A 24,169-nucleotide genomic window follows, 5' to 3' on the forward strand; every position below is an offset into this window, starting at 1 on the left:
AGTATTGGTTTGCATTAACTATAAAATTAAAGTTTACCATTTTAAAAGCAAAACTTAAAATCTTAAAGTTATCAGAAAATAACAGTTTTGTATTACCCTATAAACGACCATCTGGACGCAAATATTTAAATCAATTTAAACACAAATTGCACGAATTTGCACAAATTCTAATAGTTAGCTTAGTTTGTGAAATTAATTTCACAAACTAAAATTAGTGACAATTCGTGCAATTTGTGTTTGCTTTTTATACTTTATATCCAGACGCTAGGCCATAACTGCAATAATGTTTAAGGCAACTTCACCTAATTTTTGATCACCAATAATTTCTACTTTTTGTTTTGCATCATCCGGCGTTATTCCTTTTGAGAACAAAAGCCAGGCGTCGTCAGGATTTATTTTAATAATAGCAGTTGGTTTTTCTTCAAAGGATTCAATAAATTCCCATTGTTTTTCTTTTTTAATAATACTCCATTCACCTCCAATTTCAGTCTTTACAATCAAAGTTACAATTGTGCCTTTTTGTGCCGAAACATCCCGATAAGTGTGAGGCAAAGCATACATGAAAGTGCTGATAAACGGATAGAATAATTCTTTGGTAAAAAGTGCCTGTTTTCCAACAGCGTTTCGAATTTGTTGTTGATGCAGAAATTTCTCAGTGTATTCACGGGCAATATGAAACCAGTTTAATGAAGTTTCTTCGCCGGCCCAATCGACTGAAAAGATGGCATCGTCAAAAGGATCTAATGTTTTTAAATGAGCCGAATATTGTTTCCCGGTACTTTCTAATAATTCAATTATAACATTCGGGCTAAGTCGTTTTGTAGCGTTTGTCCAGGTCATATTGAGCTGATTTAAAAAGTCGACCAGATCACTGTATGAATTAATATTTTCGGGTTTTTCTCCAAAATAATGATCTCTTGAAAAAGATAAACCTCTCAGGTTTCCGTCAAGTAAATGTGAGGCAATATCTTTTACTATCCATTTTTTTGCAACAGTTCTGGCATTCCATTCATCTTCGGTTAATGATTTTAAAAGTTGAATTAACAAATCATCAAGAATAGAAAAAAGTGGTAAGGTTTTTATCGGAACAATTTCAGAAGATTTCATAAACTAATTCGCTTTTGATGTTTTTATGTCATTATTTTTAAGTGTTACAACCTGTTGCGGATATGGAATATTAATATCAGATTCATCAAAACGTTTTTTAATACTTTGCAGCAAATCGCAATACATGACAAAACCATCCGTAGAATTTTTGGCCCACGCCCAGGCTTTTAAGGTAACGCTCGAATCTGCAAGAGCGACAACGCGTGTTACAACCAAAGGTGTTTTTTGTTTCTTGTTTTCGGCTGTTCTGGTATCGATAAAAAGAGGATGTTTTGCAATTTCATCTTTCATGATTTCCAATGCTTTGTCAATATCTGATTCGTAACCAATACCAATTTCAATGATTTTGCAGCATTTAGTATCGTGCATATTCGTGTTTACAATAATCTGATTGCTAATGACGGAATTGGGAATAATGATCCGGTTGTTTTCGGCATCTTTTAAAACAACTTGTCTCAGGTTTATATCTTCAACCGTACCCACAAAATTGTTGATGGTGATTTTATCGTTGATTCGAAAAGGTTTAAAAATCACCAGAAAAATGCCGCTTACAATATTACTTAAAGCTTGTTGAGAAGCAAGACCGGCGACCAGGGAAATCATTCCCGCTCCGGCCAGAAAAGAATGCCCAATGATTTTAAATTCAGGAATTTGAATTAAAGCAAAAGCAAATCCCAGAATATAAATTACGGTAATAATTAAGTGTTTTAAAAACTTAAAACCAGTGGCATCATATTCTTTATTGCTTTGTTTTCGATACAAAAAATAGCGAAGTACTTTATCTGTTACTGCACCCAAAACAATGGTTGTAAGAGCTATTATCGCAATGAAAAAGCCAATTCTAAAGTCTTTTGTAAAATCGATCATGCACTTTAAGTTTTGTTAAAAATCTAAAAAGTTAGAAAAGCTAATTTACGAAGTTTTCCAGCTATTAGCGTAATTGTTGTGTAAAGTATTACGAGGCTTTTGCTTAAAAAAAAATATTTTTTGCTGATTTTAAAATTATAATTAATTGATAACTAATATGATAAAGCAGGATAGAACAGGATGGTCTCTTTTGAGCTTATAAGTAAATTTAGTTACTAACATATAACCAAAATTCATGAAAAAAAGTAACCAACTATTTAAGTTTTTACTTAAATTATTTATGATCTTCGGATTTATTAATAGTTTTGTTAATCTGCAGGCTCAAACATTAGCATTTCCTGAAGCAACTGGTTTTGGGCGATTTACAACAGGAGCAAGAGGGGCTGCAAATCCTCAAATTTATTTGGTAACCAATTTAAACGACAGCGGTCCGGGTTCGTTTCGCGATGCCGTTAGTCAGGAAGGACGATTTGTGATTTTTAAGGTTGGGGGTATTGTAAACTTGCAAACTCAGATTGTTGTGGCAAGTAATACGACGATTGCAGGACAAACTGCAACAGGAGAAGGAATTGTGTTTTTAGGACCAAGAGTAACTTTTACAGGAGCCAATAATACTATTGCCAGATACCTTAGAATTCGGTATGGCGGAACTGCCCAAAATCAGGATGCATCGGGACTTGCAAATGGTGCCAATATGATTTTTGATCACATGACTTTTACCTGGGGAACAGATGAAGTTTTTTCGATAAACTGGGATAGTAAAGGAGTAAGCCCTGATAATATTACGATTCAGAATTCTATTATTGGGCAGGGATTGCATCGCCATAATCATTCGGCGGGAGGATTGATACAGCCTTCGGGCGGAAAAATAAGTTTGATTGGAAATTTATATATCTGCAATAAAACACGTAACAATAAAATTAAGGGAATTAATGAGTTTGTAAATAATGTTGTTTACAATTGGGGAAATTACGGTAATACCTACGGACATACTGAATCTGGTGATGCTTATATTATGGGTGGCGATTCTGCAGGAAGTTCTGATGTAAACATTATCAACAATTACTTTATTGGCGGACCAAATACAAGCAATTCACTTTCGACACCTTTTAACCGCGGTAACAATAATTTCTCCTTATACGGATCAGGAAATTACTTTGATAACAATAAAGATGGGGTTTTAAACGGAACTTTGGTTCCCGCAGATTTAACCGGATATCCTACAGGAGATATTTCTACGATATTATCAACTCCCTATGATTATCCAATGAAGAACACTACTTTAAGCGCTCAGGATGCTTATAGTAAAATAGTTTCAGATGTTGGGGCTTCTTATCCAAGACGTGATCAGGTTGATGATTTAATGATTTCTGATTTGATGTCGAAAGGAACAACGGCGACTTATGTTTATGTTCAAACAGATTTGACGACCCAATTTGGATTTATTAACGGCGGCGCAGGTCATGTTTACGGTGCTCCGGCTCCTTTGGATACTGACAATGATGGAATGCCGGATGCGTGGGAAGATGCAAATGGATTGAATAAAAACCTTGCGGATGCTTTATTGGTTAGTACATCGCAGGCACCTTATCTGAATATTGAAGTTTACATTAACGGATTAACAAATGAAACGCCATCCTCTTTTATTATTCCGCCCTCAAATATAAATTTTACAAATGTTGTATCGACAGAAATTCCGATTGCCAGTTCTTTAACGGTTAACTGGATTGATGGAACCACAAATGAAGATCATTATGTTGTGGAGCGCTCAATAAATGGTACAGATTTTACAGTAATTGCTACATTAGGCGCTAATATTACAAGTTATAATGATACTGGTTTAGTACCAAATACTACCTATTATTATCGTGTTAAAGCAACAAATAGTACTGAATCATCGGTTTATGAAACTACATCTTTAACTACACCGCCAATTCCGTTAGCACCAACTAAGGCAGCAACTCCAAGCCCTGCTTCGGGATTTATTAATGCTGAATTGTCGGGTGGTAATTTAACTTTAAAATGGAGTGGGAGTTCAAATACAGTAAACTATGCTGTATATTTTGGCACAGATTCTTTAAACTTAACCAAATTAGGAGATGTTGCTTATACTGCAAATCCATCTTATCAGGTTACGGGTTTAAATTTGGCAGTAAATTATTATTGGAGAATCGATGCCGTAAATGATAAAGGAACAACAACGGGAGATGTGTGGAGTTTCCGTGCGCTTACACCAAGTCTTGTTGGTCATTGGCCGTTTAAAGAAACTGCTTCTCAGGGAGAACAAATTACGGATATTACATCTTATACCAATCCTGGCACTTTGGATATTGCTTTTGATAATGCCAATGTAAGAGTGGCCGGAAAAGCAAATAATGCGATTGATTTTGCAACATCGGCAAGTGATAAAATTATGGTGAGGATTCCAAATCAGGATCATTTGTTGTTTGATAAAAGTTCGTTTACGATTTCATTTTGGATGAAAGCGGCTCCGGCTTTATTGCCAAGTTCTTCAACCACGAGTATTTATGTTTTGTGTAAAGGTTCGTTTACCAAAAACACAACAACAGGAGCAACAGGGAGAAGATATAATATAGAAATAAAGGACGGACTCTTGCGTTTTGCGATTGATGATGATAAAACGAAAAAAGAAGTAACAACGGCGGCAGTCAAATATTTTACAGATGATTGGGTAAATGTTGTGATTATGAGAGATGTTCTTGCTCATAAAATGAGAATTTATACCGATGGCGTATTCTCTGCTGAATTGGATGAAACTGCCGTAACCGGAATTTCTGAAGAAACGGATTTAATAATTGGAAATATTGGAGAATTGGAACTTGCATCAGGAACTGCGCCTGCACCTTATAAGGGACAATTTGATGAACTTCAGATATTTAATTATCCTTTAAACGCCACTGAAGTATTGGGATTATTTAATCAGGAATTTTTAAGTACCGAAAAATTTAGCCTGAATAAAAATGCAGGAATTGTATATCCAAATCCCGTGAAAGACCAAATTTTCATTAATATTCCGGATCATGCATTGTCTTATGCAACGGCAACTTTGAGCGATATGACGGGGAAAATTATTCTGAAAGAAAAAATTACTTCTGATGGAAACGGACTTTTTGCTTTGAATATTTCGAATAGAAAAATAGCAGGAATGTATGTTTTGAATGTTTCAGGAGAAGATTTAAATTCTAATTTTAAGGTTATTGCAGAATAATAGAATTAAACGAAAAGCTATTCACATAGCCAACGGTTTCAACCGTTGGAGCGCAATATATTTCTACAATCTGGGATAATTAAGATCTAAAAAAAAAATCCAAAAACATAATTGAGGTTATGTTTTTGGATTTTAAATTTTTATTTCTTTTTAAAGTCCAACAAAATCATCACTTTTCGGAAAAATACTTAAAGCTTCGATAGCAATTTCCGGCGTTGGAGAAGCTAATTTACGCAATTTCGTATCCATCCAGGCCCCGTCTACGGTAATTACGGCACAAAGTGTATCGTCTTCTTTTCTAAATTCATGAATGATAGACCAGCGTGAAGCATCGGCTTTCATTTTTGATGTTTTAGTATGAATGAATATTTTGTCTGAAAGTTTTAATTCCTTTCTAAAAACACATTCTTCTCTAAATAAAACAGGACCAAAACCCTGTGTTTGCATTACTTTTAAAGTTAAGCCTAATTCTTCTAAAATTTCGATACGATGCTGTGCACCAAAATCGTAATAAGCACTATGACGAACGTGAAAATTAGGGTCAAGATCTGACCAGCGAAAAGATATTTGTTTGATAAATGAAGCCATTTTTTATTTATAATTTTATGAAAATCGAAATTACAAATAAAAAAGGAAAGGCAACTTTTTTGAAAAGTTAAATCTTAGTAATACTCTGTTTTAAAAGGCGTAAAATCCTGTAGTTTTGGCAACGGCCGAATCATCATTTTCGTTTGGTTTTTGGTTTTCGGAAAATCGTCTTCGCCGTAAGGCTCTGTTGTTTTTATTCTGATTCCCGTTGAAAGATTAAAATCAATCATTCCCATTGTTCCCTGCCCGTCAGAATACACTTGAGAGAAACCAATTAATTCAAAATTTCCATTTTGATATCTGAATTTGTGTTCAAAATTCCCACGAATAAGTTCATTATGAATGCTTAAAATTCCTTTTATAATTGTTATTTCATAAAAAGAATTTCCGTTGTAATAACCGTTTCTCCCTTCTGGAAATTGCTGATCTATTGCTTTGATTGTAGAAATTATTTTTTTGAAAGTACCATTGGTTTCTGCGAAATAAATTTCGAGTTTATATGGCGCTGTTTCACTTATAGTATCTTGTAAAACCTGAACGTAATCAATTAAACCATCTTTATTTAAATCACCTTTTACTTTTGTAATTTCTTTGGTGAAATTATTTTGAGCAGAAAGCATTACTGAAAAAAGAAAGACAAACGGAAATATAAACTTGGGCATTATAAATTATTTTAATTTTGATTCTTCAATGACTGAAATTGTTATGTCATCTTCATTTAATGATTGTAAAAAATCAGAGGCGTCAAATACTTCACCAATTGTTGTTACACCGGTTTTCTTCAATTTTCCTGATAGCATTCTGTTTACAGTTTCAACAACCAATGGCGCTGTAACGGCATATATATCTTGGCCTTGTGCCAAAATAGTTCTTTTTGTATTGTCTTTTGTAGCAACAACTTCCAAACAAAAAAGCTGAGATGATCTGTTCTTTTCGTCGGTCGGTTTTGGTTCTGGAGTTTCTGCATTTCGAAGATCATCTAATGAGTTTTGGCTCAGGAAAGTATTAATGGAATTTACTTTTAAATGACGCGAGATTGTAATGATTTCTGAAAGAGGCAAAGCCACAACATCTTTAATTCCGATTGGATTTTTAAAATCCCACTGTATTGGAGTACTCGGCTGGAGTTCCTGTAAACGGCTGTCCTTTACCGTTAATCTTGTGTAATGATTTCTATCTCCGGTTAATCTTGTTCCTTTTGTAGGATGCCAGGAATCCAGGCCAATGTAAACATTTATCTCGTCAATTGTGTCCCAATCCTTAGTTATGGCAGTGCTTAATAAATCGGCTAATCCGCCGTAAAAAGCAACGGCAGGAATTACTGAAATTTTGTTTGATTTTGCCTTTTCCGAAAATTTTTCAAATACATCCAAAACAGCTTTTTGTTCGGCACTTAAATCTATATAATGAATTCCTAATCGCAAAGCCGATTGAATGACAGGTTCTGCCGTGTCTAAAAAAGGACCAGCGCAGTTTATAATAACTTTTGTTCCGAAAAATGCTTCGTCTAATGATTTTGAATCACTAATATCTGCGGCTTTTATCGCTGAATCCGGATATTGTTGCTGTAGATATAATAACTTTTCATAATCTCTTCCGGAAAGAATTAATTTGTAGCCTTGCCTTTGAAGTTCAGCTGTAATAAATTTTCCGGTATGTCCGTAAGCGCCGTAAATTGCAATGCTGTTTTCCATCGATTAAATAAGTTTAATATATTTAAATAATGCTGATTATCTTTAAATTTAATTTTTTACTGATATTGGCTGAATTTTAATCATTACGGTTCCGCTTATGATATCATGAAGAGCTCTGTTTTTACTACTTGAGAATATTGAAACAAACGAAAGCCAACCTAATAAAAGCTTAAAAAAGTAACGAATTAATGCCTGGAAAAAATTAATTCCCTGATCTTCATTCGAAATTTTACGAACTCTGATTCCTTTAATATTATTACCAATTGTTCCGCCAAAAGTTGTTGCAATAGGTTCGTATAAGAAAAGAGAGATCAATAAAAAAGCTCTTAATGTATCTGGTACATTTTTAAAGTTAGATAAAACATCAGAAAAAATAATCATACATGCTATTATTAAAACAGAATCAATTAGTATTGATTGTATTCTTTCTATCATAAAAGGGTATTTTTCTTTCATATGTTTTTTTAACGAATGTAATTAATTTTCAGGTTCCTTGTTTTGAATTTAATTTTTTTACAATCCATGGCAAAGTAAGCCCTTGTCCGATAAGGGCAAAAGTTTTCTTCTGATGACAGGAGGTTTTTCAAATTCGTTAAATTGGCTTTCTAATTCCTGATCCATTATATTTATTTTTCTTGTTTGTAAAATTATTTTCTTAAAAAACCTGATATGTTATTCCAAATCTAAAAATTTTAGAATATACGGTATTTGTGCCTCCAACATATCCTTCCATATAATTTAGCAATCCGAAAGAATATCCCAGATAAACCCCAAATTTTTTATAATCTGTTGATACCTGAATCCTCGGGCGAAAATCGGTACTTATTGTTTTTCTGTCTATAGAAGTTGTATAGTTATTTTCGTCTTCATCAGTTGCGTCTCCGCATTCTTTAGTGTTTAAAATGCTTGCGAAATCAAAACCGGCTACTAAATCAATTGGTAATTTTGATGCATTAAAACGATATCCTATAAAAGGATTTGCATTTATGGTATTGACACTCATAATTGTTTTTCCCGAAGCAGGAACGTTAAAACTATTTACTTCATCATAAACAGATATAGAGGTTATGGAAGTTTTACTTCCTATGTTTTCGTAACCTAAACCAATCCCGTATATAAGATTAGCTTTGGTTATTCTTTTTAAATTTACAGAAACACCATAAGAAAGTACATTTTTTGAGCCATAAGGGTTGTTTGTATATCCTGAATCTGAGTTGTTATAAAGATTTATAGACGAAGAAGATTCTGCGCTTTCTCCACTAAAAGAAGAAAGTCCTGAATCCAGCGACACTCTCAATTCGGTTTTTTGGCAATATGAATTTGAATAGATTAGAAGAGAAAATGCAAATACAAGTAATTTTTTCATTAGGTTTTTGGTTTTGTTAATGGAACGCTAATGTAGCTAAAATTGTATTATATGTTATTTGCAAATTGTTATTCTTTTTGCTCTTCTTCTTTTAAATTCAGCTTTTTTACAATCCACGGAAGTGTCAGTCCTTGCCCAATAAGCGTTAAAAGTACAACGGCTACAGAAATAAATATTATGGCATTTCGTTGGGGAAAAGGAGTTCCATCTTCGAGGAATTTTGGCAAACCTAAAGCGATTGCAAGAGAAACAATCCCGCGCATTCCGGACCAGCTGATAATGAAACTATTTTTGGTATCAAGTAAGGCGTGTTTGCTTACTTTTCGTCTTTTTTTGTCATTCTTCAGGAAACTTTTTTGAAGACTTGATTTCTGAAAAAATATCCTTACCATTCTGGTCAATAATGCTACAATAGTAATAATAAGCGCATATCCAATGTATGGTAAAATCATATCGTTATCAATATCTTTTAGGATATATCTAAAATTTAGTCCGATTAGGATAAAGATTAATCCGTTTAGAAGAAAAATAATAATGTCCCAAAGGCTTTTTGAACTGTCTTTTAAGTTTTGAGGAAAAATTTTATTACTGAAACGGGAAATTGCCAAACCTAATACTACAACAGCAATTACTCCGGAAACATGAAGATGTTCTGCAATTAAATATGTTACAAATGGCATTAAAAGCATAAATCCAATGGTAGCGTTGGTATTTTTATGGACTTTGGTAAGAATGACGGATAAAATTTTTGCCATAACAAAACCAACTAAAAAACCTCCGCCTAATAATAATACAAAGTTAAGTGTGGCTTTCCAGATTATAAACGCAGAGCCCATTGCGGCTGCTACGGCAAAACGATATGCAACTAAGGCTGAGGCATCATTAATAAGACTTTCTCCTTCGAGTATTGTAATGGTTTTTTCGGGTATTCCTAAACCTTTTGTTATGCTTACTGCTGCAACGGCATCTGTGGCAGAAAGTATGGCGCCGAGTACAAAAGACAGCGGCCAGCTCATGCCGGGAATCATGTAATGTGAAACGACTGCGATCCAAAATGTGGTTAGAAAAACCAATGGTATTGCCAAATTGCTTATTGTACCCAGGTTTGTTTTAAAATGTTTTGGAGAAATATTAAAAGAAGCATCATACAAAAGTGGCGGTAGAAATATCAGAAAGATAATTTCGGGATTGATTTCGATTTCACCCATTGAAGGGATAAAGCCAATTGCGATTCCGGCAATTACTAAAAGAATTGGGTAGGGTAATTTTACTTTATCTGCAAATGCAGAGAGACCAATTACGATGGCGAGTATAAAAATAATGATGCTGTAGTTTTCCATTTTTATATTTTAGAAAAATGCTAATGTAAGTATTTCGGAATTTAATTGAAAATATTGAAAGACATAAACTGTCAAAATAAGAATATGTTCTGATGAAAACGATTGCCCTAGCCCTGATGGTCCCGAAGCTTCGGGAGTCATGCTTTTTCTGGCTTCTTTAGCCAGGAAAAGATATAGCGGACAGCAGGAAACAGCTCCTTATAATGACACGTAAAGTACTGATATGCCATGATTGTCAGGTTTTGAAAATGTCATGTTGTCAGATGATTTTTATTGCGCCGACATGAAACTGACAATTTACTTTGGTTTTTTATATTGGCACAAAGATTGACTTATGCCACCTGAGTTATAAAATGTATATCAAAATTAAATATATAAAAAATGGGTAAAATAATCGGAATTGACTTAGGTACGACGAACTCTTGTGTTTCTGTAATGGAAGGTAACGAAGCAGTTGTTATTCCTAACGCAGAAGGAAAAAGAACAACGCCATCTATCATCGCTTTTGTTGAAGGTGGAGAAATTAAAGTAGGTGATCCTGCAAAAAGACAAGCGGTAACGAATCCTACAAAAACGATTGCTTCTATTAAACGTTTTATGGGACACACTTTTGCTGAAACTCAGGAAGAGGCAAAAAGAGTTCCTTACAGTGTTGTAAAAGGTGACAACAATACACCACGTGTGGATATTGACGGTCGTTTATACACTGCTCAGGAATTGTCAGCAATGACACTTCAAAAAATGAAAAAAACTGCTGAAGACTATTTAGGTCAAACTGTAACTGAAGCGGTTATTACTGTTCCTGCTTACTTTAACGATGCACAACGTCAAGCTACTAAAGAAGCTGGTGAAATTGCTGGTCTTAAAGTTATGCGTATCATCAACGAGCCTACAGCAGCAGCTTTAGCTTATGGATTAGATAAAAAAGGAACTGATCAAAAAATTGCTGTTTACGATTTAGGTGGAGGTACTTTTGATATTTCTGTTCTTGAATTAGGAGACGGTGTATTCGAAGTATTATCTACAAATGGTGATACTCACTTAGGTGGAGATGATTTTGACCAGGTTATTATTGATTGGTTAGCTGACGAATTCAAATCTGAAGAAGGTATTGATTTACGTTTAGATCCAATGTCATTGCAACGTTTGAAAGAAGCTGCAGAGAAAGCTAAGATTGAATTATCATCTTCTGCTGAAACTGAAATCAACTTACCATACGTAACTGCTACTGCTTCTGGACCAAAACACTTAGTGAAAAAATTAACCAGAGCTAAATTTGAGCAATTATCTGATACTTTAGTAAAACGTTCTATGGAGCCAGTTGCTAAAGCATTAAAAGATGCAGGTTTATCTACATCTGATATCGACGAAGTAATCCTTGTTGGAGGTTCTACTCGTATGCCAAGAATCGCTGACGAAGTTGAAAAATTCTTTGGTAAAAAAGCATCTAAAGGAGTTAATCCTGATGAAGTTGTTGCTATTGGAGCAGCTATTCAAGGTGGAGTTTTATCTGGAGATGTAAAAGATGTATTGTTACTTGACGTTACTCCTTTATCTTTAGGTATCGAAACTATGGGTGGTGTAATGACTATCTTAATTGAGGCTAACACAACTATCCCAACTAAAAAATCTCAAGTATTCTCTACTGCTTCTGATTCTCAACCATCTGTTGAGCTTCACGTTTTGCAAGGAGCTAGAGCAATGGCTGTTGATAATAAAACTATCGGTCGTTTCCACTTAGATGGTATTCCACCAGCACCAAGAGGAGTTCCTCAAATCGAAGTTGCTTTTGACATCGATGCTAATGGTATCATTAAAGTAACTGCTACTGACAAAGGAACAGGTAAATCTCACGATATTCGTATCGAAGCTTCTTCTGGATTAACTTCTGAAGAAATTGAAAAAATGAAGCAAGATGCTGAAGCTAATGCTGAATCTGACAAAATCGCAAGAGAAAGAGCTGAAAAATTGAACGAAGCTGACGGAATGATCTTCCAAACTGAGTCTCAATTGAAAGAGTTAGGAAGCAAATTAGCTGACGACCACAAAGTTGCTGTAGAGTACGCTTTAACTGAATTGAGAATGGCTCACCAATCTCAAGACATTCCAGCTATTCAAACTGCTCTTGACAACATCAATGCAGCTTGGAAAACAGCTACAGAAGCTATGTATGCTCAAGGTGGTGATCAAGGTCAACAAGCAGCTCCACAACAAGAGCAATCGCAAGGTGACAATGTTGAAGACGTTGAATTCGAAGAAGTAAAATAATTCTTCTTTAATGATAATGAAAAACCGGACTAGTGATAGTCCGGTTTTTTTGTGGGGTATTTTTACGTTGTGGTTTAAACCCGACAGGTTTTTAAAACCTGTCGGGTTTCTTTGCGGATTTTGATTGTGGATATTTAGTCTTAATACAGGTTAGTTGTTAAACCTGTCCGGTTTCTTTTGCGGATTTTGATTATGGGTATTAGTTTTTTATAACCTTAATCACTTATAAATTAAGAAAGCGCTCTAAAGAATCAAATTGTTCATTTTTGCTATGAGAGATTTTTAAACCCTCAATATTTTCAAATATAGAAATTACTTTTTCACGTTTTAGTTTAGTTGGTTTTTCAGAAACGCAAGTTAAATAAGAACTCCACGGATATTCTATAGGATGTTGACAAAATCCATGATTTACAGGATTGTAATGAATGTATTTTATCACAGATCGTAAATAATATTCATTATCAATTAGTTTTCTTTTAAATGATCGTTCAAATAATGCTCCATGTCTATTGTATCCTTTATTGATTGCTTTTGTATAGGCGTTAAATAAATTACCAAAGGATTGATATGGTGCAATAATCTTTTTGCTTCCATTTTCTTGCTGATTTTGTAGAATCTCTTCACTTGTTTTAATTCTAACTAATAAATGGAAATGATTTTTGAGTAAGCACCAGGCAAAAGTTTCAGCAATTGGGTTGATATGTTTATTATATAAAGTTAAAAAATATTCATGATTTCTATTTTCTTTAAAAATATTTTCACTGTTAATTCCTCTATTATAAATATGGTAATATTTTCCAAATTCAAGTGGTTCAATTATTTGCATCGATTGGTTATTGGTTGACAAACCAGACAGGTTTTTAAAACCTGTCCGGTTTAATTAAAAGTAGTAAAAATAGTACAAATTAATTAATTGTATTTTGAGTTATCTCGCATCAAAATGACAATTGTCATTTCGCGTTCGAATTCTTTTTTGTAATATTACTATATAATTGATTTTTTGAATGAGAAAGATAAAATACAAGAAAGGGCGCAAGCTTCAACATATCACTTTAGAGTATACTGGCTCACATAAAGATCATGAATCTGAGATGCAGCTTTTTGTATATGATAATGAAGACGTTATTGAATACGATAAATTTACTATTCTGGCTTTAAATACATGTATAGATTACTCTAAGAATAACTGGCTGAATATCCACGGATTAAATGATATTAATCTGATGAAAACTATCGGAGCGCATTTTAAAGTTGATGATTTTTTGTTGGCAGATATTTTGAATACCACTAAAAGAACCAAATTACAAGAGCAAGAGGATATCCTGTTTTTTAATATAAAATCGCTTTTGCCATCTGAATATTCAGATAATATAAGTGTTGAACAGCTTAGTTTTATTCTAAAAGATGGAGTTTTAATTTCATTTCAGGAAAAACGTAGCGACTTTTTTACCCACATTAGAGAGCGTCTTCGCACACATGCAGGAATTGTTCGCACAAAAAAAGTCGATTATCTACTGTATTTACTGTTGGATGCTGTGATGGAAAATTTTTACATTACAATTGAAGACGAAGAGGATAAAATTGAAGAATTAATCAATTTGACCAAAAAAGGAGCAGATCCGATTATTCTGGAAAAGATTGAAAATCATCGTGATAATTTCAATTTTCTAAAACGTGCCATTCTGCCGCTTCGGGATTCACTGTATTATTTGAAAACGATTAAAGATGATGATACAAATAAACTCATTCAAAAAGATACGTTCAATTTCTTTATCAGATTGCATCAAAAAAGTTTAGAACTTTTAGAACAAATTGAATCGGATATGAGTTCATTAGAAAGCGCTTCAAATTTTTATTTTTCGGAACAAAGCCGAAAAATGAATGAGATCATGAAAACGCTAACAATCATTTCTGCAATCTTCATTCCGCTTACTTTTATTGTGGGAGTTTATGGAATGAACTTTGATTATATGCCGGAATTACGTGCCAGAAATGGCTATTTTATGGTCATGGGAGCCATGTTTTTATTGGTAATTGCCCTTATCATTTATTTCAAAAAAAGACGTTGGTTTTAACGTTTGTTTCAGTTGAAAATTTTTCATTTAGATTATCTTTGTTTAGAATCAATATAAATAACTATGAGTAAAGCAATATATATAGCCACAAGCGATCAAAATAGCGGTAAATCGATTATTACACTCGGTTTGATGAGCATTTTGATTGGTAAAACGGCTAAAGTAGGTTATTTTAGGCCTATAGTTGAAGATTTTGTCGATGGAGAACAAGACAATCATATCGAAACTGTTCTCTCTTATTTTAACCTTGATATTAAGTTTGAAGACGCATATGCCATTACAAAAAGCAAGCTGATCAAGAAGAAAAATAAAGGAAAAATAGGTGAGGTTCTGGATCTTATTATCGAGAAATATAAAAAGCTGGAAGAACGTTTTGATTTTGTTCTTGTGGAAGGAACAAGCTTTACGGGCGAAGGAACTTCAATCGAATTGGATTTGAATGTTTTAATTGCAAAAAATCTCGGAATTCCTACTATAATTATTGGTTCAGGAGTTGGTAAAACATTAGAAGAATTGGTAGACAGCCTTTATTTGGTTTATGATTCTTTCAAAGTAAAAGAAGTTGAGGTTTTATCGGTTTTTGCCAATAAAGTTCAGCCGGAAAATATTGAGCTGGTTACAAAAAGTCTTCAAAAAAGTTTACCAGCGAATGTTTTGATTAATACAATTCCGCTTATTTCAAGTTTGAATAATCCAACAATGCAGGAAATTGTAAATGAACTGGATGCCAAAGTTTTGTTTGGAGAAAATTATCTGAACAATGAAATCGGGCACTTTAGTGTGGGAGCAATGCAATTGCATAATTATTTAGTGCATTTGCATAATAATGCACTTGTAATTACTCCGGGGGATCGTTCTGATATTATTTTAGGTGCTTTACAAGCCAATGAATCAGCAAATTATCCGACTATTTCAGGGATTATTTTAACCGGAAATATTGTTCCCGAGGAAAGCATTTTAAAGCTTATTGAAGGACTTTCTGCAATTGTACCAATTATTGCTGTTGATGGCGGAACGTATCATATTACAAACCGAATTGGTGCGATAAAATCTGAAATTTATGCCAACAACACCCACAAAATAGAAACTTCCATTACAACATTCGAAAAATATGTTGATAATGAAGCATTATCCGAAAGGTTAATCACTTTTGTACCTGAAGGAATGACACCAAAAATGTTTCAGTACAATATGGTGAAAAGAGCCAAACAGCATCGTAAACATATTGTTTTGCCAGAAGGAAATGATGATCGAATTATCATTGCTGCTTCAAGATTATTAGATATGGATGTGGTTGATATTTCGATTATTGGAGATAAAAAACAAATTGAAAGTAAAGTTACAGAACTCGGAATCACATTTGATTTTTCGAAAGTAAATATTATAAATCCGAGCGAATCAAAAAATTATGAAGATTACGCCAATACTTATTATGAGCTTAGAAAAGCCAAAAATGTAAGTATTACAATGGCAAGAGATTTAATGGAAGACGTTTCGTATTTCGGAACCATGATGGTGTATAAAGGTCACGCTGACGGAATGGTTTCCGGAGCCGCGCATACAACACAACATACTATTTTGCCGGCATTACAATTCATTAAAACAAAACCAAATTCATCTGTAGTTTCATCCGTATTTTTTATGTGTCTGGAAGATCGTGTTTCTGTTTTTGGAGATTGTGCTATTAACCCAAATCCAACCGCAGAACAATTGGCAGAAATTGCAATTTCTTCGGCAGAATCAAGTTCAGCTTTCGGAATTGAACCTAAAATTGCCATGCTTTCTTATTCTTCCGGTTCATCAGGAAAAGGAGATGAAGTAGAAAAAGTAAGAGCCGCAACTGAGATTGTAAAACAAAAACGTCCTGATTTAAAAATCGAAGGGCCAATTCAATATGATGCCGCAGTAGATCGCGCCGTAGGAAAAAGCAAAATGCCGGATTCTGAAGTGGCAGGGCAGGCGAGCGTACTTATTTTCCCTGATTTAAATACAGGAAATAATACCTATAAAGCCGTACAAAGAGAAACCGGAGCATTAGCCATCGGACCAATGTTGCAAGGTTTAAACAAGCCTGTTAACGATTTAAGCCGTGGCTGTACTGTAGATGATATTATAAATACAGTTGTAATTACAGCAATTCAGGCGCAGGGACTTTAATTATTAATTGTGAATTATTAATTATTAATCATTAGTTTTTCACATTATAATTTTAAAAAATCCGTTTTCATCCGCGTTTTGCTTTAGCAATCTGCGTCATCAGCGTCCAAATTTGCGTTCTTAAAAAATATAGGCTTGACCCTTTAGTAAAAAAACTTAGTGACTTAGTGCCTTCGTGGCAAAAACATAAAAAATGAAAATATTAATTATAAACTCAGGAAGTTCATCAATAAAATACCAATTAATGATTATGCCAACAAACGAAGTAATTTGTAGCGGTATGATTGATAGAATTGGCTTAGAAACTTCAAATGTTACGTTCAAAACAGCTTCAGATTCATTAGAAGAATTGCTTCCAATTGCGAACCATAAAGTAGGTTTGCAAAAAGTTGCCGATATGCTTTTAGATGCTGAAAAAGGAGTTATAAAATCGACTTCAGAAATTGGCGCAGTTGGACATCGTGTGGTGCATGGAGGAAGTTATTTCTCTGACACAACAATTATAACAGAAGAGGTTAAAGAAAAAATAAAAGAACTTTCAGAATTAGCGCCTTTACATAATCCGGCACATTTGGTTGGAATTACTGTTGCCGAAGAAATTTTTTCGGATGCAAAACAAGTCGCAGTTTTTGATACAGCTTTTCATCAGACAATTCCGGTTGAAGCATACAAATATGCGATTCCAAATTACCTTTTAACAGAGAATAAGGTTCGTGTTTATGGTTTTCACGGAACAAGTCACAAATATGTATCTGAAAAAGCGATAGGTTATTTAGAAAATAATTCTAAAATAATCACAATTCACTTAGGGAACGGGTGTAGTATGACAGCGGTTAAAGACGGAAAAAGTATCGATCATACCATGGGATTTTCGCCTGCAAATGGCTTGATTATGGGAACCCGTGCCGGAGATATCGATCAATCGGTAATTTTTTATCTGACTAAAAATTTAAGCTACACTGCAGATGAAGTAAATGCAATTTTACTAAAACAAAGCGGAATGCTAGGGCTTACAGGTTATAGTGATTTGCGTGATATTGAAGCAGAAGCCGAGAAAGGAAATAAAGATTGTCAATTGGCTTTATTAATGAACGCTTACAGAATTCGAAAATATATAGGCTCTTATACCGCAGCTTTAAATGGTCTGGACGCTATTATTTTTACTGCCGGAATTGGTGAAAATTCATCTTATATGCGAAAATTGGTTTGTACTGATATGGACTATTTCGGAATTGAATTAGATCAAGAAAAAAATCAGGTTCGTTCGAAATCAATCAGAGAAATTAGTAAGCCAAATTCAAAAACAAAAGTTTTGGTTATACCAACAGATGAAGAATATGAAATTGCCAATCAGGTTTATCAATTGCTTCAAAACTAAATTTAAAATCCACTTTATAAGTAAAAAAGCTTCTCAACCGAGAAGCTTTTTTACTTATAAGAATTGAATATTTGTCATTATCTTTGAATATAAATCTGAATATTTTGAAATCGATACTTCTAAAATTATTTTTCTTCTTTTTCATCGCTTCTCAAATTCAAGCACAAGAATTACTTCCTTTCGTTGAAAACTATAATAAATCAGATTATCAGGGTGATAATCAAATTTGGAATGTTGCTCAGGGAAAGGATAATGCGATGTATTTTGCTAATAATCACTACTTATTGCGATATGATGGTGTAATGTGGGAAAAATATACATTGCCGAATAAAACCATTATTCGTTCAATTATGATCGAAGGCGATAAGATTTATTCCGGTTCTTATAAGGAATTTGGTTATTGGTACAGAAAAGATGGTAAAATGCGATATGTTTCGATTACCAAAAATCTGCGTTTGTTTGATGAAAAAGATAACGAAGAAATCTGGAAAATTTTCAGATTTAATGGTTCTATTTATTTCCAGTCGTTTAACGATGTTTTTATTTATGACGGAAAACATATTCAAAAAATTAAATTTCCATTTTTAATTTCTTATTGTTTTGTAATCAATAAGAATGTTTACGTTGCTTCTGTTGAAAAAGGTCTTTTTAAAATGGATGGCTCCAAAATTTCGAATCCAAAAGGCTGGAATGTTTTAAAAAACACAGTTGTACATGCAATTGAGAAATATAATGACAAGTTCTATATTTTTACTCAGAAAAAAGGAATTTTTATCATTGAAAATAATGGATTAAAACCCTGGAACAATCCATTGAATGAAACATTAAAAGCAGCTACAATTAATATTGCTAAATTTATAAAAACAAACAAACTGGTTGTTGGAACCGGAAACAGGGGAGTTTTTATTTATGATTTTAATACAGACACCTATAAAAACATTGATAGAAGCAATGTTTTAATGAATAATTCTATTTTAAGTATTGGCTTTGATAAAGAAAATGATTTGTGGCTGGGGTTAGATAACGGAATTGCACATGTTGAAGTAAATTCGCCAATCTCCTTTTTTTACGATAATTCAGGAACGTTAGGTTCTATTTATTCTGTTGCTACAACTAATAAGGGATATTTAATTGCTTCAAATCACGGTGTTTTTGAATTTGATTCCGGAAAATTTAAAATGATACCTAACACACAGGGTCAGGGCTGGAATATTACTAAAATAAATGAAAAATATATTATTGGTCATAATGACGGAACATTTTCATATGATAATGGATTTTTAAGCAAGATAAATAAAGTAAGCGGAGGGTGGAATTTATCGAAAAGCAGCATCAATGATACTTATTTTCAATCTACTTATAGTGGCGTTTTGGTTTATGATAATCCTTTAGACCTTACTAAATATAAAGTAATTAACGATTTTACTAAACCAATTAAATACGTTGCCCAAAATAAAAAGAATGAAATTTGGGCAGCAGATAATTATCGTGGTTTGTATCGTGTTTTATACGACGATAACTATAAAACTAAGAAAATTGAGAATGTAACCCAGCAAAGTAAAATCAAAAATGACTTTGGAGTTAAGATTTTTGAATTTAGAAATGAAATACTCTTCTTAATCAACAATTCTTGGTATACGTATAATTCGATAACCAACAAACTTGAAGAAAACGAATTGTTTAATGAAAATTTCAAGAACGTTTCTGATGTAATTGGCATAGATGAAGATCATTTTATGGTACTTCAGGATGGAATTTTATACCATATATATGTTAAGGGAAATAAATTTGTTTGGAATATTATTCAGGAGAAATATTATAAAGGAAAATTAATCAATGACAACCTGAGAATTTTTAAAAACAAGAATCATTATTTATTAAATCTTGATGATGGTTTTATTTCTCTTCAATTGAAGTATGAAAATAAGCAAAATACACAGATAAAAGTTGAAGCTTTTAATGATGGAAATTTAATTCCTGATGATTCTAAAATTAAATACAACACCGAGCTGAAAATTAATGTTATATCTGGAATTTATGGAGCCAGCAAACCAAATTTGTTTTACAAATTAAATAATAGCAAAGATTTTAGTCCAATTTCAGATGGATTGATTGTGCTGAATAATTTGAGCAGTGGCTATCATTCAATGGTAGTCTATAAACACGATGGTGCTAATTATGACAAAGTATCAAGTTTTGAATTTAAAGTAGCTCAGCCCTGGTACTTTTCTTTTTGGATGATCTTATTGTATCTTTTAATAATTGGAGCGGTTTTATTTTTCTATTACAAATGGAATAAACTTCGTTATATGCAAAAATTAAAATTGCAGGCCGAGGAATTAAAACATCAAAGAGAAATTCTTGAAATGGAGTTGAAGGCTGAAAACGAATTAAATATTCAGGAGTATGAAAAACATATTTTAGAATTGGAACTACAAACTAAATCATCCGAAGTTGCCGGAAAGTCATTGTCTATAGCCAAACAAAGTGAGATGATTGAAAATATCCAAAGCATTTTGGATTCTGAAAAAGATTTCAACAAACTTAAAAGTGAAATTAAAAAGGCAATTAAGATAAATGAAGTCAATAAACACGAGTGGGAAATTTTTGAAACCAATCTGAACCAAATCCATAATGAGTTCATTATAAATCTTTCAAAGAAGTTTCCAAATTTAACTCCAAAAGATATAAAATTGTGTGTTTATCTTAAAATGAATCTTTCATCAAAGGAAATTGCCCCTATGATGAATATCTCTTTCAGAGGTGTAGAATTACATAGATATCGCCTTAGAAAGAAATTAAATCTCTCACAGGAAGAAAATCTGTCAAAGTTTTTATTAAGTCTGTAAGATTTGCATTTGTTTTTTACATATTTTATATTTTTCTACATCATTTTTTATAGAATTACAATACATCATTACTACATCATAAGGTTATGTTAAGGAAATGAAATTAACATTTAAAGCTTTGATTTTTAGCACAATATATTAATGTTTTAACATAATGATGTAGCTATGTAGTAGTGGTATTTGATGTACTACAACGTTGTAATTGTTTAATTTGGCTCTACTAACTTAAACGATTACGAACTGTATGAAAAATTTTATTTTTAGCTTTTTAGCACTCTTGCTTCTTCCGGCTTATATGTCTGGACAAGCAATTAAAGGAAAAGTAGTAGACAGTAGTGGAATGGGAATTCCCGGAGCAGTTATTAGCGCTCCCAATTCACGAACTTCTGCTGATGCTGATTTCGACGGAAATTTTACAATAAATGCTAAAGTGGGTGAGATTATAAAAATCTCAATGCTTGGTTTCGACGCTGTATCTGTACCCGCAACAGCAGAACCAATGTCAATTACATTAAAAGAATCAGGTGATACTGCCTTGAAAGAAGTTGTAGTAATTGGATATGGTACAAGAAAGAAAATTGATAATACTTCGGCTGTAAGCTCAATTAAATCGGAGGAAATTACCAAAATGAAGGTTGCAAATGCATCGCAGGCTATACAAGGTAAGGCGGCTGGTGTTCAGGTATCTACTTCAGATGCGCCTGGAAGTACACCTTCAGTTGTAATCAGGGGAGCTGGTACTGCATTAGGAGGAAGAAATCCTTTATATGTTGTAGACGGTATGCCAACTGATAACATCAATAACATTAATAGTAATGATATTACATCTTACGAGATTTTGAAAGATGCTTCTTCATTAGCTATTTATGGAACCAGAGGGGCAAATGGAGTAATTATGATTACAACAAAAGCCGGAAAAGGGAAACTTACTGTAGATGTTGAAAGTTTTGCTGGTATTAGAAGCCCTTTGAAAAAAGTAAAAATGGCAAATAGTGACGAGTATGTTCGCTATAGTAATGCTGCTTACAGCAACGATTTTCCGCAAGGCAGATTCTCTGCAAATCAGCCTTATAATACAGATTGGTTAGATGCGATTACAAGAACAGGAACCTATACTCAAAACAATATTGCAATCTCAGGATCTTCAGAAAATGTAAAATACTTTTTTAGTGTTGGGAATTATGAAGAAAAAGGAATTTTAAACGGATCTGATTACGGACGTACTACTATCAGAAACAATAATGAGTTTAAACTTTCAGAAAAAGTTAAAATAACCCAGAATTTAAGTGTAAGTACTATTAAGAATACACCAATGCCTTTGAGCGCATTTACAAATGCTTACAGACAATCTCCACTAGTTCCTGTGCGTTACGCTGATGGAAAATATGGTGTGCCATTTGTTTCTAATGGAGTTGTAGCTGAAACCGGAGCATCTTTTAACAATGTTGGAAATCCGGTAGCTCAATTGGATTATACAAATGAGCAGCAACAAACTGTTATGTTGCAAGGTGGATTGAAATTAGATTATGATATTATCAAATCTTTAAAATTTACTTCACAATTCAATGGAGAATTTTATACCTACAAACAATATAATTATGTTGATAATTTAGCACTTTGGTTATCAGCTGATCCAACTCGTGTACAATCAGGTTACGATACTAATAGTTTGAACACAAACACTTTGACAAGAAACAGAGATCAATACTTTAACTGGAATTTGTCCAATTACTTTACTTATAATAAAGTTTTTGCTGATATTCATGACGTTGAAGTTACAGCGGGTATTGAGGCGAATGTACAAGGAACAAGAGAAAAGTTAACTATTGACAGAAAGAATGTAAATGCAAACTCAAATTACTGGTCTTTAAAAGATGTTAATGTTGCAGGATCTGTTACAGGTTTTAAAGATGAAGCTTTGAATCAAAGAAGACTGGCATCTTATTTTGCACGTTTTCAATATAAATTGTTAGACAAATATTTGGTTACAGGTACTGTAAGACGTGACGGATCATCACAATTTGCTGAAGACAAACGCTGGGGAACATTTCCATCAGTTGGTTTAGGTTGGATTGTATCTAAAGAAAGCTTCTTAAGTAATGTAGAACCAATTAATTTATTAAAAATTAGAGGATCTTGGGGTAGATTAGGAAATCAAAATGTGCCTCTTAATACTCAGTTATTAACTTCTGGATTAGATTATGGTGGTTTAGGTTCTGGTACTACCGTAAATTCTCAGGTAGATCCTAATTTATCTTGGGAAATTGTTGAAGAACTTTCAGGAGGTTTTGATTTTGAAGTATTGAACAGTAGATTAAAAGGATCTTTTGATTTGTATGATAAAAATACAACAAATACAATTTTGAATGTTAAGCCATATTCAAGCTCAGGAATTACTGTAGCTACACCTGCACATGTTGGAGAAGTATCTAACAAAGGTTATGAAATTGCATTACGTTGGGATGATAAAATAAACGACAATTTAAGCTATTGGGTAGGCGGAAATTTTTCTCATAATAAAAATGAGCTTACAAGCCTTAAAAATGTTCAGTTAAATCCAATTATTGGAGGAAGTTTAGGAAATGGTCAAAACACCAAAATTCTTGATAACACTTCTGTAGGTCAGCCATTAGGTAGTTTTTATATGTATGAGTATGCAGGAGTTGATCCAACAAACGGTCAAATGTTGTACTACAAAGCAGATGGTTCTAAAGTTGCTCAATCAGGATTAGACGAACTTAAAGACAAAAAGTATGTAGGTTCTCTTTTACCTACTTCTAATTATGGAGTTACTTTAGGAGTAAATTACAAAAACATCGATTTTTCTGTTGACGGTTACGGTGTTGGAGGATCAAAAGTATATAATGGAAAAAAAGCGCAGCGTTTTGGAGGTGAAAACATAGAGGCTTCAACAGCTCGTGATTTCTGGACACCAACTAATACTACAGCTTCTAATCCTGCACCTTCTAATTTAACTCCTTTTGCTTCAACTTATTACTTGGAGTCTGCAGATTTTTTTAGAATCAATAACATTACTTTAGGATATAAACTTCCTCTTAAAGAAGATCAGTTTATTAGCTTTTGCCGAATTTATGTAAACGCAATTAACCCATTTATCACACAAAAATTCTCAGGATTTTCACCAGATGTTGTGTCTGATGGTAAGTTAGTTGAAGGCACTCAAGGGGTTGAGTTAGATGCTTACCCATCATTGAGATCATTTGTTATAGGTGCTAATTTAAAATTTTAAT

The 24,169-nt window shown here is 33.2% G+C and carries 16 protein-coding genes; 7 read left to right on the forward strand and 9 right to left on the reverse strand.

Going from position 1 to position 24,169, the window contains the following annotated elements; translation table 11 throughout:
* Positions 1-264: 264 nt before the first annotated feature.
* Entirely contained in the window at positions 265-1,107 is an 843-nt protein-coding gene (locus tag BUE22_RS03030; protein ID WP_073393664.1) for a maleylpyruvate isomerase N-terminal domain-containing protein, read from the reverse strand.
* Positions 1,108-1,110: 3 nt separating this feature from the next.
* Positions 1,111-1,974: a mechanosensitive ion channel family protein gene (locus BUE22_RS03035; protein WP_073393665.1), complete on the reverse strand. Its 864-nt coding sequence runs from the start codon at positions 1,972-1,974 to the stop codon at positions 1,111-1,113.
* A 235-nt stretch (positions 1,975-2,209) separates the two neighbouring features.
* Between BUE22_RS03035 and BUE22_RS03040 the strand changes: the two genes are divergently transcribed.
* Positions 2,210-5,203 (forward strand): LamG-like jellyroll fold domain-containing protein, encoded by a 2,994-nt coding sequence (locus tag BUE22_RS03040; protein WP_073393666.1) that lies wholly within the window; start codon positions 2,210-2,212, stop codon positions 5,201-5,203.
* A gap of 150 nt (positions 5,204-5,353) precedes the next feature.
* On the opposite strand, the gene BUE22_RS03045 is transcribed toward BUE22_RS03040, so the two are convergent.
* From BUE22_RS03045 to BUE22_RS03070, 6 genes are all read right to left on the reverse strand, one after another.
* Positions 5,354-5,791 carry an acyl-CoA thioesterase gene (locus tag BUE22_RS03045; protein WP_042564291.1) on the reverse strand — a complete coding sequence of 146 codons (438 nt, stop codon included), beginning with the start codon at positions 5,789-5,791 and terminating at the stop codon, positions 5,354-5,356.
* A 74-nt stretch (positions 5,792-5,865) separates the two neighbouring features.
* Positions 5,866-6,453 carry a hypothetical protein gene (locus BUE22_RS03050; protein WP_124020486.1) on the reverse strand — a complete coding sequence of 196 codons (588 nt, stop codon included), beginning with the start codon at positions 6,451-6,453 and terminating at the stop codon, positions 5,866-5,868.
* Positions 6,454-6,459: 6 nt separating this feature from the next.
* Positions 6,460-7,485, reverse strand: coding sequence for a saccharopine dehydrogenase family protein (locus BUE22_RS03055; RefSeq protein WP_073393668.1), 1,026 nt, complete (start codon positions 7,483-7,485; stop codon positions 6,460-6,462).
* A gap of 48 nt (positions 7,486-7,533) precedes the next feature.
* Positions 7,534-7,920, reverse strand: a complete 387-nt coding sequence (locus BUE22_RS03060; RefSeq protein ID WP_159438455.1) for an RDD family protein — start codon at positions 7,918-7,920, stop codon at positions 7,534-7,536.
* A gap of 220 nt (positions 7,921-8,140) precedes the next feature.
* Positions 8,141-8,851 (reverse strand): hypothetical protein, encoded by a 711-nt coding sequence (locus BUE22_RS03065; protein WP_073393670.1) that lies wholly within the window; start codon positions 8,849-8,851, stop codon positions 8,141-8,143.
* Between the two features lie 68 nt (positions 8,852-8,919).
* Positions 8,920-10,191, reverse strand: coding sequence for a Na+/H+ antiporter (locus BUE22_RS03070; RefSeq protein ID WP_073393671.1), 1,272 nt, complete (start codon positions 10,189-10,191; stop codon positions 8,920-8,922).
* A 381-nt stretch (positions 10,192-10,572) separates the two neighbouring features.
* Here BUE22_RS03070 and dnaK point away from each other — a divergent pair, with 381 nt between their 5' ends.
* The gene (dnaK, locus tag BUE22_RS03075) at positions 10,573-12,459 is read left to right on the forward strand and encodes a molecular chaperone DnaK (RefSeq protein WP_073393672.1); all 1,887 of its coding nucleotides are present in this window, start codon (positions 10,573-10,575) and stop codon (positions 12,457-12,459) included.
* Positions 12,460-12,682: 223 nt separating this feature from the next.
* On the opposite strand, the gene BUE22_RS03080 is transcribed toward dnaK, so the two are convergent.
* Positions 12,683-13,285, reverse strand: a complete 603-nt coding sequence (locus BUE22_RS03080) for a transposase (protein ID WP_073393673.1) — start codon at positions 13,283-13,285, stop codon at positions 12,683-12,685.
* A 178-nt stretch (positions 13,286-13,463) separates the two neighbouring features.
* Between BUE22_RS03080 and corA the strand changes: the two genes are divergently transcribed.
* The 5 genes from corA (at position 13,464) to BUE22_RS03105 (ending at position 24,168) form a co-directional block, all read left to right on the forward strand.
* Positions 13,464-14,534 (forward strand): magnesium/cobalt transporter CorA, encoded by a 1,071-nt coding sequence (corA, locus tag BUE22_RS03085; protein ID WP_073393674.1) that lies wholly within the window; start codon positions 13,464-13,466, stop codon positions 14,532-14,534.
* Between the two features lie 63 nt (positions 14,535-14,597).
* Positions 14,598-16,691, forward strand: coding sequence for a phosphate acetyltransferase (gene pta, locus BUE22_RS03090; protein ID WP_073393675.1), 2,094 nt, complete (start codon positions 14,598-14,600; stop codon positions 16,689-16,691).
* A 193-nt stretch (positions 16,692-16,884) separates the two neighbouring features.
* Positions 16,885-18,069: an acetate/propionate family kinase gene (locus tag BUE22_RS03095; RefSeq protein WP_073393676.1), complete on the forward strand. Its 1,185-nt coding sequence runs from the start codon at positions 16,885-16,887 to the stop codon at positions 18,067-18,069.
* 104 nt (positions 18,070-18,173) lie between these two features.
* Positions 18,174-20,918 (forward strand): helix-turn-helix and ligand-binding sensor domain-containing protein, encoded by a 2,745-nt coding sequence (locus BUE22_RS03100; RefSeq protein ID WP_073393677.1) that lies wholly within the window; start codon positions 18,174-18,176, stop codon positions 20,916-20,918.
* 244 nt (positions 20,919-21,162) lie between these two features.
* Positions 21,163-24,168, forward strand: a complete 3,006-nt coding sequence (locus BUE22_RS03105) for a SusC/RagA family TonB-linked outer membrane protein (RefSeq protein WP_073393678.1) — start codon at positions 21,163-21,165, stop codon at positions 24,166-24,168.
* Position 24,169 lies beyond the last annotated feature (1 nt).

The sequence above is a fragment of the Flavobacterium pectinovorum genome (assembly GCF_900142715.1).
Lineage (GTDB): Bacteria > Bacteroidota > Bacteroidia > Flavobacteriales > Flavobacteriaceae > Flavobacterium > Flavobacterium pectinovorum.

Excerpts from the sequence above, each read along its gene's own strand:
- BUE22_RS03030 (WP_073393664.1), bottom strand. The coding sequence starts at position 1,107 with ATGAAATCTTCTGAAATTGTTCCGATAAAAACCTTACCACTTTTTTCT.
- BUE22_RS03035 (WP_073393665.1), bottom strand. The coding sequence starts at position 1,974 with ATGATCGATTTTACAAAAGACTTTAGAATTGGCTTTTTCATTGCGATA.
- BUE22_RS03040 (WP_073393666.1), top strand. The coding sequence starts at position 2,210 with ATGAAAAAAAGTAACCAACTATTTAAGTTTTTACTTAAATTATTTATG.
- BUE22_RS03045 (WP_042564291.1), bottom strand. The coding sequence starts at position 5,791 with ATGGCTTCATTTATCAAACAAATATCTTTTCGCTGGTCAGATCTTGAC.
- BUE22_RS03050 (WP_124020486.1), bottom strand. The coding sequence starts at position 6,453 with ATGCCCAAGTTTATATTTCCGTTTGTCTTTCTTTTTTCAGTAATGCTT.
- BUE22_RS03055 (WP_073393668.1), bottom strand. The coding sequence starts at position 7,485 with ATGGAAAACAGCATTGCAATTTACGGCGCTTACGGACATACCGGAAAA.
- BUE22_RS03060 (WP_159438455.1), bottom strand. The coding sequence starts at position 7,920 with ATGATAGAAAGAATACAATCAATACTAATTGATTCTGTTTTAATAATA.
- BUE22_RS03065 (WP_073393670.1), bottom strand. The coding sequence starts at position 8,851 with ATGAAAAAATTACTTGTATTTGCATTTTCTCTTCTAATCTATTCAAAT.
- BUE22_RS03070 (WP_073393671.1), bottom strand. The coding sequence starts at position 10,191 with ATGGAAAACTACAGCATCATTATTTTTATACTCGCCATCGTAATTGGT.
- dnaK (WP_073393672.1), top strand. The coding sequence starts at position 10,573 with ATGGGTAAAATAATCGGAATTGACTTAGGTACGACGAACTCTTGTGTT.
- BUE22_RS03080 (WP_073393673.1), bottom strand. The coding sequence starts at position 13,285 with ATGCAAATAATTGAACCACTTGAATTTGGAAAATATTACCATATTTAT.
- corA (WP_073393674.1), top strand. The coding sequence starts at position 13,464 with ATGAGAAAGATAAAATACAAGAAAGGGCGCAAGCTTCAACATATCACT.
- pta (WP_073393675.1), top strand. The coding sequence starts at position 14,598 with ATGAGTAAAGCAATATATATAGCCACAAGCGATCAAAATAGCGGTAAA.
- BUE22_RS03095 (WP_073393676.1), top strand. The coding sequence starts at position 16,885 with ATGAAAATATTAATTATAAACTCAGGAAGTTCATCAATAAAATACCAA.
- BUE22_RS03105 (WP_073393678.1), top strand. The coding sequence starts at position 21,163 with ATGAAAAATTTTATTTTTAGCTTTTTAGCACTCTTGCTTCTTCCGGCT.